At 58.7% G+C, this 16531-nt stretch carries 16 protein-coding genes and 1 tRNA gene; 6 read left to right on the top strand and 11 right to left on the bottom strand.

From position 1 onward, the window contains the following. Positions 1-300: 300 nt before the first annotated feature. From ACR0MO_RS20120 to ACR0MO_RS20095, 6 genes are all read right to left on the bottom strand, one after another. Positions 301-972 (bottom strand): response regulator transcription factor, encoded by a 672-nt coding sequence (locus ACR0MO_RS20120; protein ID WP_170623126.1) that lies wholly within the window; start codon positions 970-972, stop codon positions 301-303. A 69-nt stretch (positions 973-1041) separates the two neighbouring features. Then, positions 1042-2625, bottom strand: coding sequence for a sensor histidine kinase (locus tag ACR0MO_RS20115; protein ID WP_480893067.1), 1584 nt, complete (start codon positions 2623-2625; stop codon positions 1042-1044). A 1-nt stretch (position 2626) separates the two neighbouring features. Then, positions 2627-4156: an ABC transporter transmembrane domain-containing protein gene (locus ACR0MO_RS20110; protein WP_480893065.1), complete on the bottom strand. Its 1530-nt coding sequence runs from the start codon at positions 4154-4156 to the stop codon at positions 2627-2629. Then, entirely contained in the window at positions 4153-5217 is a 1065-nt protein-coding gene (locus ACR0MO_RS20105; protein WP_170623121.1) for a DUF1611 domain-containing protein, read from the bottom strand. Before ACR0MO_RS20105 ends, ACR0MO_RS20110 begins: the two co-directional genes overlap by 4 nt. 125 nt (positions 5218-5342) lie before the next feature. Continuing rightward, positions 5343-5807 (bottom strand): EF-hand domain-containing protein, encoded by a 465-nt coding sequence (locus tag ACR0MO_RS20100; RefSeq protein ID WP_170623119.1) that lies wholly within the window; start codon positions 5805-5807, stop codon positions 5343-5345. A gap of 236 nt (positions 5808-6043) precedes the next feature. Next, positions 6044-6376: a YegP family protein gene (locus ACR0MO_RS20095; protein WP_480516711.1), complete on the bottom strand. Its 333-nt coding sequence runs from the start codon at positions 6374-6376 to the stop codon at positions 6044-6046. Positions 6377-7041: 665 nt separating this feature from the next. On the opposite strand from ACR0MO_RS20095, the gene ACR0MO_RS20090 reads away from it, so the two are divergent. Beyond that, positions 7042-7434, top strand: a complete 393-nt coding sequence (locus ACR0MO_RS20090) for a nuclear transport factor 2 family protein (protein WP_480893062.1) — start codon at positions 7042-7044, stop codon at positions 7432-7434. 630 nt (positions 7435-8064) lie between these two features. Here the strand turns inward: ACR0MO_RS20090 and ACR0MO_RS20085 are convergent. From ACR0MO_RS20085 to ACR0MO_RS20070, 4 genes are all read right to left on the bottom strand, one after another. Beyond that, positions 8065-8141, bottom strand: a tRNA-Arg gene (locus tag ACR0MO_RS20085). A gap of 64 nt (positions 8142-8205) precedes the next feature. Beyond that, on the bottom strand, positions 8206-9588 hold the full coding sequence (locus tag ACR0MO_RS20080) for an ATP-binding protein (RefSeq protein WP_480583054.1): 1383 nt from the start codon (positions 9586-9588) through the stop codon (positions 8206-8208). A 19-nt stretch (positions 9589-9607) separates the two neighbouring features. Beyond that, positions 9608-11026, bottom strand: coding sequence for a dihydrolipoyl dehydrogenase family protein (locus ACR0MO_RS20075; protein ID WP_480893060.1), 1419 nt, complete (start codon positions 11024-11026; stop codon positions 9608-9610). Positions 11027-11029: 3 nt separating this feature from the next. After that, on the bottom strand, positions 11030-11761 hold the full coding sequence (locus tag ACR0MO_RS20070) for a TVP38/TMEM64 family protein (protein ID WP_480583060.1): 732 nt from the start codon (positions 11759-11761) through the stop codon (positions 11030-11032). 296 nt (positions 11762-12057) lie between these two features. Between ACR0MO_RS20070 and rpmH the strand changes: the two genes are divergently transcribed. The 3 genes from rpmH to yidD are packed head-to-tail and all read left to right on the top strand — an operon-like array spanning position 12058 to position 12882. Continuing rightward, positions 12058-12192: a 50S ribosomal protein L34 gene (gene rpmH / locus ACR0MO_RS20065; protein WP_005980833.1), complete on the top strand. Its 135-nt coding sequence runs from the start codon at positions 12058-12060 to the stop codon at positions 12190-12192. Between the two features lie 25 nt (positions 12193-12217). Continuing rightward, positions 12218-12643: a ribonuclease P protein component gene (gene rnpA, locus ACR0MO_RS20060; RefSeq protein ID WP_170624821.1), complete on the top strand. Its 426-nt coding sequence runs from the start codon at positions 12218-12220 to the stop codon at positions 12641-12643. Further along, positions 12640-12882: a membrane protein insertion efficiency factor YidD gene (yidD, locus tag ACR0MO_RS20055; protein ID WP_480708722.1), complete on the top strand. Its 243-nt coding sequence runs from the start codon at positions 12640-12642 to the stop codon at positions 12880-12882. Before rnpA ends, yidD begins: the two co-directional genes overlap by 4 nt. Here the strand turns inward: yidD and ACR0MO_RS20050 are convergent. After that, on the bottom strand, positions 12879-13814 hold the full coding sequence (locus tag ACR0MO_RS20050) for an alpha/beta hydrolase (protein WP_480893058.1): 936 nt from the start codon (positions 13812-13814) through the stop codon (positions 12879-12881). The two genes, yidD and ACR0MO_RS20050, sit on opposite strands and share 4 nt — an antisense overlap. 110 nt (positions 13815-13924) lie before the next feature. Here ACR0MO_RS20050 and ttcA point away from each other — a divergent pair, with 110 nt between their 5' ends. Together ttcA and ACR0MO_RS20040 are read left to right on the top strand one after the other, a co-directional pair. Continuing rightward, on the top strand, positions 13925-14818 hold the full coding sequence (ttcA, locus tag ACR0MO_RS20045; RefSeq protein ID WP_480893057.1) for a tRNA 2-thiocytidine(32) synthetase TtcA: 894 nt from the start codon (positions 13925-13927) through the stop codon (positions 14816-14818). Positions 14819-14882: 64 nt separating this feature from the next. Continuing rightward, positions 14883-16415, top strand: a complete 1533-nt coding sequence (locus ACR0MO_RS20040; protein ID WP_480893056.1) for a putative bifunctional diguanylate cyclase/phosphodiesterase — start codon at positions 14883-14885, stop codon at positions 16413-16415. Positions 16416-16531 lie beyond the last annotated feature (116 nt).

The following is a 16531-nucleotide window of genomic DNA, read 5'->3' as shown; positions in this document are numbered from 1 at the left end:
ACTGCCTTCAGCAGCCCGCCAGGTCACAAAATAGGCGACCTCCTCCACTGCGCCGAAACACCCGGAGAAGGCCGCCACGAGGATTGGCCGGGTTCTTGGAGTGAGTGGCATCGTCAGATGCCGGTGTGCCCCGGTTTGGGCGGGCTGTGAACCCACCAACCCTCGAAGTTCTGCTAATCAATCCACCCAGGCATCATGCGTGTGCTTTCTTGCAGTTACTTTTCACCAAGATCAAAATCATGACAGATTTGCAGGTTCTGGTTCTACGCGTCTACTTCTTGCGCTGCGCCAATACCGCACTCAGCCCATCCGGTATCCAACGTTTCTGAGCGTGACGATCCGCTGGCCTTCGGCCCCGATCTTGCGACGCAACCGGCCAACATAGACGTCGACTACATTTGTCAACGGGTCCTCGTGCACCCCCCAGACAGAATTCAGGATGCGTTCACGCGACAGCACACGGCCTGTGTTGGTAAGAAAGAGCAGCAGCAGATCACGCTCTTTCTTTGACAGCTTGATTTCTTGCCCTGCTACCGAAACCTGAAGCGAAGTCCGATCAAACTTCAGATCTCCGCAGATGATCTCGGTCTCGCTGAGATCGCGAGCATAGCCGTTGGCGCGGCGATGTAGTGCCTCGACCCGCGCGATCAGCTCGTCGAAGTCGAACGGCTTGGGCAGGTAATCGTCAGCGCCGATCTTCAGCCCTTCGACCCTTTCTTCCGGGCTATCCAGAGCAGTCAACATCAGGATCGGTGTCTTCGATTTGCGGGCGCGAAGCTTGCGGCACACATCTTGACCTTGAATGCCCGGCAGCATCAGGTCCAGAAGAATAACGTCATAGGTATTTGTCGCGGCAAGCTCCAAGGCATCTTCACCATCCGGAGCGTGATCCACCGCCCAGCCCTCGGCGGACAAACCGCGCCGTATGAAATCGGCAACGCGGGCCTCATCTTCGACAAGCAAGATATTCATGACGTGCCTCAACTCTTTCGCTGTTCGAAACTGCGCCGACAAAATCAGGTTAGCCCTGATGTCCGCGCATCAACCCCTTTTTTGCATCGTGCCGGTTTGAACAACTTTCATCCGCGCAGCCTTTGGCAGGCTTATGACGACCCGCAGCCCGCCCTCTGGCCGATCCTGAAGATCGACAGCTCCACCATGCGCTTCGACGATGGATTTTACCACCGGCAGCCCCAGGCCGCTGCCTTCGATACCTTGCCCCGACGCGTTCGAGCCCCGAAAGAACCGATCAAAGGCCTGGGATTTCTCTGCCGCGCTTAGCCCCGGCCCGTCATCCTCGATGGCTATCGTGCACGAAGCAAGCCCCTCGTCCAGCTTGACCCCGATCGTCGGCCCTCCATAGCGCCGCGCATTCTGTAGCAGGGCCAGCACGGATTGGCGGAGACGCACCTCATCGACCGATGCCATCACTTTGATGTCGAGGCTATCGAACCGAACCGGGTCGGGGAACATTGCGACAGCATCATGAACGATCTTGCGCAGGTCGGTTTGCCTGCGATCCAGCCTCAACTGGCCGGCCTCAAATCGTGCAACGGTCAGCATGTCATCTACGATCTGATTGGTATGCTTTGCTGAATCCCGAATACGCGCCAGCGAATCCGAGGCCTCGTCGGGCAGGGAATTCGACGTCCGCAGGGTAACATCGGCCTCGCCCAGAATAATGGCCAGGGGGGTGCGCAGCTCATGGCTTATGTCCGCCATCAACCGCTTGCGGTTTTCCTCGCCGGTTTCCAGCTTATCGATAAGCTGCTGCAGCTCGGCCGTTCTGGTGGCAACGGTATCTTCAAGCCGCCGCTTCTGCTCGGCGCGGCTGGCCTCACGCGCGGCGAGGCCCTCGGCCATGCCGTTCAGCACGGTGCCCAGTTCGCGAAACTCCAGACTGCCACCAAGATGGACCGGCTCGGAATAGTCGGCCTTGCGCAGGCGACCGATGCCATCTGCCAACCGTGTCAGCGGCTTTCTGATCTGCCGGTTGAACGATACAAGCCCCACCAGCAGGACCGCGATTGCGGCCAGAACAATCATGTAGACCAACCGCTCGTTCCATTGCCGAAAGGCGATTGCCTCGGCCAGAACATCCTCGACCTCCTCAATCTCTTCATCCAGCGCGGCCTGAATCTTCTGATCAAGCGCGTCATCGATATCTCCATCAAGCAGACCCGCCAGGCGTTCTATCTGAACAAAGGTCTCAATCGGGTTGCCTTCGGCTGAGAGGCTTGCGATGGCCGCGTTGACGGATTCGATATCATCCTCAATCTCATCAAGCAGTTCCAGTTCCTCAATCTCTTCGTCGCCCACCATCTGAATCTCACGCGCGATGGTCTTACGGATCGCTTCCAGAGTCTGGGCGATCTTTGCCCGCAGTTCGACTTCACTCACCCCGTCGTCCCGATCCCCGATAAGCAGCGCATCGCCGTGCTGCTTGAACAGGCGGTAGAGGTCCGCTTCCAGCCGCAGATGCAGCCCATAGGATTCCTGCGCCAACTGTATCCGCGCATCCCACCACCGGGTTTTTTCGAGGCTGTATAAGGTCAGGCCCGCCAGCCCCCCAAGAAAACCGACAAGAACCATTGCATAGATACCAAACAGGGTAGATGAGCGCATGTCAGACGACCTTTGAGTTCTCTTCCAGATTAAGAGGGATGGTTTCTTCGACCAATATGATCGTAGCACCGGACAGAGCCCGCAGCGTCGCAAGCAAGTCAGCCTGATGGGATTTGCACAATTCCCACCGCACCGAGGCGATGACAATGACATCTGCCTTGCCAAGAACGGCGCGGGTCAAGTCCAGCCGCAATGTCTGATGCGGCAACAACCCATTGCCGTTTTCTGCCAGGCGCTGATCAAGACCGCGCGGCGCAGACAGCAGATCAGACAAGCCAAAGCGCCGCATGACCTCTGATATCCTCCTGTCGCCAGGCCGCTTCCGGCACATTAGGCTTGCCGACCAGCGCAAACTGCCCTGAAGGCCGATATGATCATTTCCGACAAAGGCCACTTTGGGGGCCTTGTCCTGCCTGCTGAAGCGCACGTTGATCCCCGCGCGCCGGTCGAGCCCCGCGATACACCGCGCGATGGTCAACGCGTGTTTACCTGTCAGAGTCGAGACGGCGCTATGTCCAGCCATGAACGCGATGGGCGTCTGATCAACTTCTCCGGTGATTTCGATTGCAATGGGGCCGGTGCAGGGCGTCGCTTTCCGCAGCACCTCGGGTTCCGACAGCAGCCTCTCGGCCTTTTCGCGCGCCACACGCCACGCGCAATACTGGTCCCATGCCCCGGCGAGCCTCTGCAGCGGATGGGCGACCAGCGCAATGACCGAAAGACAGGCAGCAACCGTGGCTGGCGATATGCCGGTTTGGCTGGCTTGCCAGAGCATCAGAAGACCGGCAAAGGCTACACCCATCTGCAGCGTTGCCTGAAGACTGGCGGTTCGCCCCCTGCGCGCCAGAGCATCGCTGCGAAGCGATGCGCCTTGAGCGTTCAACCTGCGCAGCTCTCGACCGGTGCGGCCCATTAGGTCCAGTTCCGGCGCAATCGCGATCCGTTCGATCATTGAAATTGCGATATTTGCCCGGCGACTGCGCAGATTTCGATGCCGACGTCCCAGATGCCACGCCAAGGCCGCCATCACCGCAACAGAGAACCCCAGCGCAGATACGCCGCTGATCGCAAGCGCCGGGCTCAGCACATAAAGAATGGCGGCAGCGCCTGGGATCACTATGGTAGCAGACCACACATCAGGCAGACCGCGACCAAACCAGAGGCGGGCGGCCGAAAGATCTCCAACGAAACGCAGAGACAAAGCCCCCAGCCGACGTTCTTCGTGGCGGGATTTCGGTAGGCGGGCGATCTTCCGATACAGAACCTGACGCAGCGAGATCGCGTAGCTCTGGCCCAACGCCTCGGCGCGGTATTGCGATATTAGCAGACACAGCGCCGCGACGACGCCTGCCATTGCCAGTTGCGCGACGGTTTCCACGGCCAGGACATTGCCACCGTGCAGTGTTGCGAACGCATCCCGGGTGGCAAAGGCGGCAACGGCCAATGCGCCCGCCTGCAGGATGCTGCTGGACACCACCAGGACCGCATCGATGATGCGGTCCCTTGTGGCCAATCCGGGGAGGAGTTTCATGCGGCCACATCTTCAGGTGCACGGCGCATCAGCGGCACGACATGCCGGGTGATGATCTCGGGCGACCACAGGTCTTCGCGCGACAGGATCGGGCGGCCCGTGACCTCGATGGCTTCGGCAGCGGCCAGAGGCGAGCAACTGACCATCCCCGAAATCGCAAAGGGGCTGAGACCCGCCTGATCCAAAACGGTCACACCGCCAAGAGCGCTCAGCGCATCTGGGGCAGCGAATAAGATGCCATCCAGACGGTCGCGAATGCGCGAGGATTGCAGGATGGCCCGGGTTTCCTGTTGGAACACACCATCGGCAATTTCAACCACCACAACCTCGGCCCCGCGCGCGGCGGCGGTGGCAACCAGCGTGTCAAAGCCGGCTTCGATCTGCGCCAGGGGCATACGGTAAGTAGTGGCCATCCCAACATCCGTGAAATCCAGAGCCGGAGCGCCGCCGTCCTCAAAACTGTTGAAGTCGCCAAAGGCGCCGGTTCCGGTGGCTTTGATCCCGGCCACGGTAAAGCCCGACCGCATCAGGCCGTGCCCAAGGCTCGACGCGGCGGTTGTTTTGCCAGAGTTCATTGATGCGCCAAAAACACCGATGACAGTGACCTTTTCATTGGATGGCAGGCTGGGCAGAGCATAATCTGCCACGTTGATCACCCGCCCCTCCGCAGTCGTCAGAAGGCCGAGAGGTTTCAGCCGGGTGGGGTCTTCCATACGGACATGGGCCGCGTCCACCCGCCCGGCGACGCCGCCGCCTGCCACCAGATCAATCAGATCGTCATCAATGATTGCAGTGGCCAGAAACTGATCTGGCGCATAGCGATCCCCCAGGCAAAGGACGACGAAATCGCCCGGATAACTGGCCGAAGCGCGGCGCTCGGCCAATTGGATTTTCTTGTGGTGCCCGATCTCAGCAATCTCGCACAGGATCAGATCACCCGCCTTTGCGGCGTCCATCCGCGTGGAAAGTCCGCGCACGTCGGATCGATCGACCCTGCGGGTGGTAAAGGCCCATTTTGCAATGTCGCAGGCAAAAGGAGAGGTTTGGGGAAACTGTGTCATGCTTAACTCCGTGACTGGCTGTTCGATGCTTTCGTTTTGCCAGCGCCATGTGAGAAAAATCGCAAAACCGGATGAAACTACGGCGTGTGATCAGATGAATGACAGATGAACGCGACGGGCCTAGATCAATCGTCATCCTTATCATCATCGTCGCCGTCATCGCGGTCATCATGGCCACCGTCATCTCTATCGCGCTCACCGTCGTCTCCGTCTTCGTTTTCCCGCTCGCCCCGATTACCCGCGTCGGTCTCACGCGTGCCTCGGTTGTCTTGACTGTCCTTCCCGTTGTCCCGTCCACCACGCAGTTCCATGATCGTGATGCGATTGTCTGCGTTGCGATCTATATCCTGAAGCAATTTTCTTGCCCCCGCCGTCCCAAAGGCGGCGACAAGCTCATCAAAACTCAGAACACCATCCGCGTTCGTATCCACCGAGCGAAAGCTTGCAGTTTGCGCCTCGGCCGTGCCGACGTGCCCCAACCCGACGCATAGAATACAAGTCAGAAGTATGACGCAGACCGCGTGACAGATTGCCCCCGGCCAGCGCTTGGTCCTACATCCATTCCCCGACACAAATGTTCCTTTGCCCATCGGCCCTTCGCGGGAACCAGTGTTTTCTTAACTCCAGTAGGGCAATATGGCGCGTGCAAATGAAGCGCGCATATTCAAAAAATGAACAGAAAATGAACGTGCGAGAGGAATTTCAGAAAACGCATTGATGCAATGTCGGTTGGAAAACCTGTTAATAAGGCATCGGCGTCGCGACTTCGCGCCACCGTGAAACTTGGCTAGCCTCGGTCGTTAGCGCGATCAAGGACGAGTCTAAGTCAGGTCAGGTCTTCGATCCGCGCATCAGGGGCGTTGCGCTTGACGGATTCGATGCCGTTGTCGCGTCCGGATGCACTTGTATAGCTTTCGCTGGTCCCGATAACCTGGCCATTGCTGGCTTTCAGGTTGAACATATGGCCACCGGATTTGGTTTCCTTCCGCTCATACCTATCGTCGTTCGGAGCGTTTGTTTTTACCGATGCGACGCCGTTTTCGGCGCTGGCCTTTTGGACATACCCTTCACTGGCCAGAATGATCTCTCCATTTCCCGCCTTTAGCCGGAAACGGTATTCTCCGGCTTTGTCTTCGTAAATTTCAAATTTTCCTGCCATGTAAGCCACCTTATTGTTTTAGAATCCAAACGCGTTACGACGGTGCGATTTTCGTCAGCCAGTCACAAGAAGAAATTTGTTTTGTGGAACTTCAGCTTAAGGGGCGACCGCAGAGTCTGACAAACAAAGGACCTGTTGGTTCCGCGCTGACCCGGATCATCCACGCGTTCAAGGATTTCCACCTGTTGTTGATGGAATACAATGACACGCTGTAAGATCACCTGCATTCGCATATGGTATGAAATTATTCTCAGACGGAACGCACACTTCAACTGCCCTAATTCAAAACAAGCAGTCCTACCCCAAAATCAGAGCTATGCCGCAGATCGTGAAGTCGCTTGGGATCTCCGCAAAAAACATAAAGCCCCAAAACGCTACGAAGGCCTCATGTGCATCACCAAATGCGGCAATAAACCGAGGTCGTGGCAACTGATAGCTGCGGGCAAGTGGGATGCGGCCGCAGCATTCAAACGCCGTATAATAAGTCAGCTCTGGGCCGCCCTAATCCGTGCAAGCTGGTCTGATCTCCAAAATGCCGCGGTTGCTCCGATGGCAGCAGGAAGCCCGTGTTTCACAGGGCTTTATTGACGCACTGCGGGACGTTCTCGACGTCCCACACTCTGAATGACATAGTTTCTCATAGTGATTGGAAACGGAATGAGACAATGATGGCAGTCGATGAATCTTTTTGGCACAGATACTACGACATTCCTAACCAAGCGCGATTTGTCGAATTGGTGGACACCTTTTACGATACGAACGCGTCATTTGCTAACCCCCGAAAGCAGTTTCGTGGACGCGATGAGTTAATAAATTACTTTCAAGGTGCTGGAGAGTTTGCAAAGCTGACACTTTCCCCTACCGAGATATGGGTCAAACCCGGTGTCACGGCGACGGAGTTGGATTTTACGGCTGAGGCAACGCAAGACATCCCAAATTTAGTTACTGGTCCTCTCGAAGCCGGGCAGATAGCCAAGATAAAAATGGCAGCAACCTATCGGATGAAAGAAACTTTGATCGTTCAGGCGTTTGTGTTTTGGGGCCTAGAAAGCAGCTGAAAATAAATTGGAACGGGAGCTTTTTCCGCGCTGTGATTTCTTCCATCATCTGATTTTGCGAGCGCAGCGAATGGCCGGTTTGAGGGGCCGCGCCGCAACGAACTGAGACACGGGCGAACGGCCGCAATGGGCCGAATGTCACTTTTCGCTATTAAGGGAATTTAATGATCGTCAATGGTGGCTATCATCCTTCACGCCTCATTCCTTTCGTGGGCCAGCGGGATTTGGACAAGCCAAACGCCCCTGGCCGTCAGGGTGAGGGCGCTGCCCTCCCCCTAGGGTAACCCTATTAGACAGGCCGTGTCCTCGGCTGTGCCTGCGGGCCGCACCACCCCTATCGAATAGCGTTGCCTCGCCCCCTCCCGCGTTCGCCACGTGGCAGATTAGCAGGAACAGGCAGCTTCGCTGTCTGACCTACAAATCAGCTCTGATTTTCCGATATGGATGTCAGATCAAACCATAATGTCTGCGGGAGTATGAAATCGGGGCGGCGTGTTAGTTGATGACTCAAAGATCAAATTCAACTGATATCCAACGTTGGGGGCGCCTTCCGATGTCGAACGTTCACTGAATTTCTGGTCCAACTGTGACGGTTGGGTCAGGTTCGTGTGACGTTCAACAAGCACCAAGTGGCGGACCGAGGAGGATTCGAACCCCCGACCCCTTGATTCGTAGTCAAGTACTCTATCCAGCTGAGCTATCGGTCCGCGTTGGTGAGGCGGTATTTAGACCCGGGGCGGTGGACGTGCAAGTCGATTCTTCAAAAAACTTTCAAAAAGTCACGTCGCCGCGGGGAAGCCTTATTTCAAAGGTTGTTCCGCTTGCGCTGGTGTCTTTCAGAAGCAGATCTCCGCCATGGCCGCGCACCAGTTCCTGTGAAATCGCAAGGCCCAGACCCGAGCCTCCTTTGCGGACGCCGCCCTGAAAGGGTGTGAACAGATTCTCGCGCGCCTTTGGCGGCAGACCGGGGCCCGTGTCGCTGACTTCGATGCACCAGCTGGTCTCGAACTCGCATCCGGCGATGGTCACGCGGCCGGGTTGGCCTGATGCGACCAGGGCCTGTCTGGCATTGCGCACAAGGTTCATGATGACGCGGAACAACTGCTCGGGGTCGGCGCGTACGACCAGGTCCTCGGGGACTTCGTTGACGATTTCGACGTGGGCATCCGCAACGGCCAGTTGTTCGCTGGCCGCCACATCCGCCGCCACGTCTCGAACCCGGACCATTGTCAGGGTCGGCGCGGGCTCTTCAGCGCGGCCGAAGGCCAGGGTGCTTTCGCACAGTGAGACGGCCCGGGTGATCGAGTTGACCAGTTTCGGCGCCAGACGACCAACCAGCGGGTCATCGCTGGATTCGATCCTGTCGGTGAACAGCTGCGCCGAGGTCAGGATGTTGCGCAGATCATGGCTGACCTTGGCGACGGCTCCGCCAAGTTGCGCCAGACGCTCGCGCTGCTTCAGGGCCTGGGTCAGATCGGTCTGCAAGGTTTTCAGTGCCTCTTCCGCCTCGCGCAGTTCCGTGACTTTGGAGGCAGGTGCAATGATACCCCGCGCGTCCTCAGGCGCGCTGGCGTAGCGCTGCATGTAGCCGACAACGCTTTTGATCGGACGCACAAGGACGACACGAACCGCCAGAAACAAAAGCGACGCCGTGATGATCGAGATTACAAAGGACAGGCCGAGAATCCGAAGGCCGTAATCCACCATCGCCATGCGCAAAGGCGCGCTGTCGATGGTCACCTCGATCAACAGCCCGGCCCCTTTGACCGGCTCTCCGATCACGCGAACGACTTCGTTTTCGACCGTGAAGATACGGTTCACCGCGTCGCGGATCAGAATCCAGGGGCCCGCATCGCGCAGATCATAGGTGTTGGTGATCTGCTCGGGGATTGGCGAGGACAGCATCAGCTGCCGGACCTCGTCACGCCGCAAAACCACGTTATAGACACCGGCATTGGCCAGCAGTTCGGCCTCAAGCTCATCGGCCAGCATGTCGTCGGCCAGCAACGCGAGCGAGGCGATCTGCGCACGCTCAAGCCTGTTCAGCAGAAAGTCTTCGCGAAAGCGCGCAATCGAGGGGACAAAGATCAGGATTTCGGCCAACATCACGAAGACCGTCGTCAGGATCAGGAAACGGCCCGAAAGCGAGTTCAATTGGCGCTCCTTCTTTAGGTCAGGGGATCCAGCGCTGGACGAACCTGACCACTCGTTTAACTGTCTGATTCTCAAACAGCCTCGGCGAGAAATAAGCACCCGCCACACGTTTGTTAAGCTCTCCTATCGTCGGATAGGGGGAAACCATCGCGGCGATCTGACCCATCTTAAGGTTATTGGCAAGCGCAAGAGACCACAAGTTGATCAGTTCCCCGGCTTGATGCCCCACGATCGTTGCACCGACAGGTCGGCCTTTTACGACCATAACCTTGATAAACCCTTTCGTCTTGCGCTCGGAAATGGCGCGGTCGTTGTGGTGATAGTCGAACCGGGCGATTTCCACCTTCTCCCCATGCTGTTCGCGCGCCTGCGCTTCGGTCAGGCCAACCTGGGCCAGTTCCGGGTCGGTATAGGTTGCCCATGGGATATGCACGGTCTTGGCTTTGGATGGCAGGCCAAACAGCGCGGATCGGATGATGATACCGGCATGATACCCGGCGACATGGGTGAATTGCAGCCCGCCGGCGACGTCGCCGATGGCATAGACCTTGCGGTTGCTGGTGCGCAGAGCGTCATCGACCCTGATACCCGTCCGGGTGCGGTCGATCCCCGCCGCCTCGAGGTTCAGGCGTTCAACGTTGGCCTTGCGTCCGGCGGCCATAAGAAGGTGGGTACCGGCAAAGACCTCTCCGGTTTCTGTCACAACCTCGACCGCGCCGTCTGCGCCCCGGATCTCGGCGACCATCGCCTGTTCGCGGATATCGACGCCTTCCGCTTTCAGGCTATCCAGCACGATTGCGGCGGCCTCGGGGTCATCCTTGCCCAGCGCCTTCAGGCCCTCGATCACCGTAACTTTGCAGCCCAGCCGGATATGCGCCTGCGCCATTTCTATACCGATGGGGCCGCCGCCGATGATCAGCAGGTGATCGGGCTTTTCGCGCAGGTCAAAGATTGTCTCGTTGGTGTAGAACGGTACCGTCTCCAGACCCGGGATCGGAGGCACAAGCGGCGATGAGCCCGTTGCGATCACCACGCGGCGGGCGGTGATCACATTGTCCCCCGCCTGCACCTGCGTTGGCGACAGGAAGGTCCCAAACTCGCGAATGACCTTCACGCCGAAACCTTCGAACCGGCCCTGACTGTCCATCGGTTCGATCTGCGCGATTACGTCATGTACGTGGTCCTTGGCAGCCCCATAGTCCACCTGTGGGACGACATCCGACACCCCAAAGGGTGATGCGTGGGCTTGCGCATAGGCGGCCTTGCCACTGGCAATCAGCGCTTTGGACGGGACGCAGCCGAAATTCAGGCAATCGCCACCCATCTTGTGACCTTCCAGCAGAATCACGTCGGCCCCCATCTGGGCGGCCCCCGCAGCCACGGACAGGCCACCTGACCCGGCACCGATCACCAGGATATCGGTCTTCAGTTCGGTCATGAGTCAGGCGTCCTTTTTGCCGCGCAGGGCTTTGATCACAATCGGCAGAGCAGCCAGCACACACAGACCAATGATAGGCCCGATCACAAACGGCTCCCACAACAGGGACACGTCTGGGGTTTCACCCCGGTCGAACACCCCGCCCAGCCCGACGCCGATCCAAGTGTAGACAATGCCGCCCGGAATGATACCCAGCGCGGTTGTGATCAGGAAGTTGCGGAACTTCACGCCGACCAGCGCGGGCACCAGATTGGCGACAAAGAAGGGAACGACCGGAACCAGCCGCAACAGGAACAGGACCGAGATCTCATTCTCACGCAGCCCGTCTTTCAGCTTTTTGACCGTACCTTCCGAGGATTCCAGCCGCGCCGTCAGCGACTCGCCCAATCCCCAACGCGCAGCCAGGAAGATGGCAGATGCGCCAACGGTCGCTGCAAAAACGTTGAATACCGTGCCCGCGAACAGGCCGAACAGGAACCCGCCGGTCATGGATGCCACAGCCGCGCCGGGCAGCGAGAATGCAACGATCACGATGTAGATCGCCACAAAAGCGGCCGCCATTGCCCAGTAATTTGCATCGCGCCATGCCAGCAGCGCCTCGCGATTGTCGCGCAGGGTCTCGAAGCTCAGGTAATCGCCAAGCGTAAAGAACCCGACCGCAGCAGCGGCAAGGATAACAAGCAAGGGGATATGACGCGCAATTCCGCTGCGCGGTGCCTGGGTCGTTTCGCTCATCTGGCCATCCGGCTTTGTCTGTTTCATTCCTGACCCAACATGCGCTGCCCGAAGGCCAAGCAACAGGGCCCTCACGCGGCCTTGAACTATGTGGCAGTGAATGTGAGGGTTTCGGGCGCAAAACCCGGAATTTGAAACCTTTTCCGGGGCCGGGATACAGAATTGTTGCAAAAGGCGTCAAAACCCCGGTCTTGGGGTTTGACTTACCCCCCGCTTAGCAGTAGAGGACGGGCTTCGAACACTAGGGCCAGGCGAATCCGCGCCGCACCCGGCCGCTATAGATTGGAGACGGAGCGATGAAACGCACCTATCAGCCTTCGAACCTGGTTCGCAAACGCCGCCACGGTTTCCGCGCGCGCATGGCCACCAAGGCCGGCCGCAAGATCCTGAACGCACGCCGCGCACGCGGTCGCAAATCGCTGAGCGCATAAGCCGCTCACCGATCAGGTTGTGAACATGACGCCGCCGGAGGCCCCTGAGGATGGTAGAAACCACCCCCGGGAAACGCCCCCGGCGGCGTCCGTTTGCGCGCCTGTATCTCTGACGGTTCTCAAAACCCGATCGGATTTCCTGAAAGCGGCACGCGCGCGCCGACAGGGCACGTCGTCGATGATGGTGCAGGCCCGCAAGCGCGCACCTGACGAAGCCCCGGGGCTGCGCGTTGGGTTCACCTGTTCCAAGAAAGTGGGCAACGCTGTTGCACGCAACCGCGCCAAACGGCGCTTGCGCGAGGCTGCAAGGGCCGTTTTGCCACAACATGGACAGGACGGGTGGGATTACGTTCTGATCGGCCGCGCCAATGTCACGGCAGATCGCCCATTCGCGGCGTTGCTGGATGATCTGCGATACGCGCTGCGCAAAATACATGCGCCGCGCAAGTGACCTTTCTCTCCCATATCATCGCGCTGCCAATCCGGGCATACCGGCTGATCTTCAGCCCATGGGTCGGATTCAACTGCCGCTATCAACCGACCTGCTCGGCCTATGCGCTGGAAGCGCTTGAAAAGCATGGCCCGATCAAAGGCGCATTGCTCGCCGCGCGTCGCATTGGCCGGTGCCACCCCTGGGGCGGCGATGGCTATGACCCGGTGCCCGAAAAGACCACCAAACCGCCCGACTAGAACAGCGCCAGATTGCCCCGGTCAGTGAACTTTCGGGTCGGAATGACTTCGCGGTCCAGTTTGCCCGTCAATGTGTGGTGCAGGTCTTCATAGAACCGCGACGAATCGAAGTACCAGCTATGGGTGGCCGATGGGCCGTCCGGATAGTCATCGCGATTGTCTTTGAAATACGCGCCGCAATACAGGTTCACGGCCTTTTCCGGATGATCGTCCGGCATGCCGACACGCCCCAGCCTGCGCGACACGCCGACCCGTTTGACCTCGGACACCGACAGCACCTCATCAAAGGGGCTGTAATAGCATGTCAGCCGTGTGCAGTGGCGCATCAGGGACGAGGTTTTGGAACTGCCATCCCGGAACGACTTTGCCGACACATCCGCCGCGACGAAAGCGATCTGGCTGGTCATCCAGCTGTGTTGTGCGATTTCGTGGTCATCATCGGCAAAGTCCATCGCCTCGCGCACCAGAAACGTCCCCATGGAATGGGCCAACACATGGATGTTGTATCGGCAATCCGGCGTCTGCATGCGCGACAGACGTCTGATCCCATGGGTAAACAGCTTGTCTGCCGAGCGCCGCGCGTCGGCCCGGTCGGAACTGTAACCCAGTACCGATCCGTCACTGGGCCAGTCAAAGCTGACAAGCACGCCTTTGAAGCCATGCGCCTCCAGCCCCTTGCGGATTTTCCGGTGCCGCTCCAGCATCTCGTACTGTTCGGTGTTGAAGCCGTGCACAAAGATGACGATGTTGCCCTTTTCATCATCCGTCGCACCGGCCTCGTCCTGAACTTTTCCGACCCATTGCGACACCGGAACTTCGTGTTTTCGGGCCGGTGTCTTCACGTTCGACGGAATCGCCAGATACCGCGCTGTGCCCAGTTTGTTCAAATAGTGATCTCCGCTGCGCCCGCGGACCGAGAAAAAATAGTCCATTACTAGCTCCAACTCCAAATCCCGCGAAGATAGCATAATCGGGGTGGTTTCCCAAACCGACGAACGCGCAACACCTTGCCCGGACCAACGGTCCGCTGTAACCACGGCCCATGTTTGATGATGCAGACGATATCCACCCGCTATTCGCCGGCGCGCCCTCGACCACCGAGTTCAAGAAGCTGCGCAAGCGCATCGTGCGCCAGACGCGCGAAGCGATCGAGCAGTATGACATGGTGGACCCGACCGCGCATGACAAGGACCGCAAGCCGCCCCGCTGGCTGGTCTGCCTGTCGGGCGGCAAGGACAGCTATACGCTGCTGGCGGTTCTGTATGAGCTGAAATGGCGCGGCCTGTTGCCCGTGGATCTGCTGGCCTGCAATCTGGATCAGGGCCAACCCGGCTTTCCCGCAACCGTCCTGCCCGAGTTTCTGGAGCGTATGGGCGTACCCCATCGGATCGAGTATCAGGACACCTATTCCGTCGTCATGGACAAGGTCCCGCAGGGGCGCACCTATTGCGCGCTATGCTCGCGCCTGCGCCGCGGCAACCTGTACCGTATTGCCCGCGAAGAGGGATGCTCGGCCGTGGTGCTGGGCCATCATCGCGACGATATTCTTGAGACCTTCTTCATGAACCTGTTCCACGGTGGGCGTCTGGCGACCATGCCGCCGAAACTGGTGAATGAAGAAGGTGACCTGTTCGTCTATCGCCCCCTCGCCCATGTGGCCGAAGCGGATTGCGAGAAATTCGCCAACGCCATGCGTTACCCGATCATCCCCTGCGATCTGTGCGGCAGTCAGGACGGGTTGCAACGCCAGCAGGTCAAACAGATTCTCGACCAATGGGAAAAGAACAGCCCCGGTCGCCGTCAGGTGATGTTCCGCGCCCTGACCAATGCCCGCCCCTCGCATCTTTTGGACCCGAAACTGTTCGATTTCGCCAATCTTGCGCTGAAACCGGACGAAAAAGCCGAAAATTCGGATGAAATTCCTCGGTTGCGTTAACGACTGACTCAGACTGATTTCCTACGGTTGGCCCGTGCGATCACTGCCAGGGGCCAAAAGACCGATGCGGAACCGACCTTCACTTGACCGTCTGGCGCGTAGCCTGACGTCCCTTCTGAACAGCTCTTCCGCTTTGGCATTTGTCCCCGCTCTCAGCCTTGGTGCGTTCTGGATCGGGGGTGAGCGTGCTTTGGTTGCAACAGCACTTGGCCTTCCGCTGCTGATCGCTGGGGCCAGCACGCTTGAGGCGAAAGCCGGGCGCGGGCAACACTCGGGCGGTCTGCTGGCCAATGATCGGTTCGACATTGAACTGAGCGGGATATTTGATCGTTCAAAACAAAGCGGCGATGTGTCGGCCTGCCTTGCCATCGCGCTGGATGACCACACGCAGATCCTTGATCTGCACGGGCAGGCAGCGGCCAACCATATCATGGAACAGGTCTGCGCGCGCGTCCTGTCGATGATCCGTGGCCAGGATATTGCAACACGTCTGGGCGAAAACAAGATCCTGATCGCCCTGCGCCCGTCGCAACATTTGGACCTTGAGGCCTGTATCCAGATGTCAGGGCGCATTCAATCCGCCGTCGAAGACCCTGTCATGCTGAATGGCACAGGTATCTATGCGTCCTGTTCTATCGGCTTCTGCCTGAGTTCACGAGAGGCGGACGGTGCAGCCGAAAACTGGAAAGAGGCCGCGATCAGCGCCTTGATCGAGGCACAGCAAAACGGCCCCTCAACGATTCGCGCCTTTTCCTCGGACACCCGCCGCCGGTCGCGCATTCGCACCAACCTGCGGAAAGAGTTCGACGCAGCCCTGAATGGCGGCGAAATCCGACCGTGGTTCCAGCCGCAGGTTTCGACCGATACAGGCCGCGTCACGGGGTTTGAGGCTTTGGCCCGGTGGGAACATCCCCAAAAAGGCGTGCTGGGGCCGCATGTGTTCCTGCCCTTTGCCGAACAGGCCGAATTGATGGAACGCTTTGGTCAGGCCATCCGCCACCACGCCTTTCAGGCCATGCGCGACTGGGATCAGGCCGGGGTCATCGTGCCCCGGATCGGCATCAACTTTTCATCTGACGAGTTGCGCGACCCCGGTTTGATTGACCGCCTCAAATGGGAACTGGATCAGTTTGACCTGACACCGGACCGTCTTGCTGTCGAGGTTCTGGAAACCGTGTTTTCCCGCCGACCGGACGATGTGATCACCCGCAACGTCACCGGCCTTGCGGCGCTGGGATGCTGCATTGATCTGGATGATTTCGGCACCGGCCATGCCTCGATCGCGTCGATCAAACGGTTCCACGTGTCCCGGATCAAGATCGATCGATCCTTTGTCGCGAAATCCGATCAGGACCCAAGCCAACAGCAACTGGCCAGCGCGATCCTGACCATGGCCGAACGGCTGAAAGTGGAAACTCTGGCCGAGGGCGTCGAGACACCGGGTGAACATGCCCTGATGGCACAACTGGGCTGCGATCACGTTCAAGGGTTCGGGATCGGAAAGCCCATGCCGTTTGAAAAAACGCTGGACTGGATTGCCGCACATGGCAACAAGGTCAACGGTGTTCCGAAGATTGGGCGCCAAACGGGGTCATAAGGCGAACTTTAGGCCGATCAGACCCCTGCCGTGACGAAATAACAACCGATTCCGCTTGACCTTTGGGCCTGCACTCTGTTGAACCCTGCGGGTGTCTTTCACTGCTCAAGGTGGCT

It is taken from the genome of Ruegeria sp. K5, from assembly GCF_056531805.1.
The sequence above is the reverse complement of the archived record's forward strand: the minus strand, read 5'-3'. Positions and strand labels throughout refer to the sequence as shown.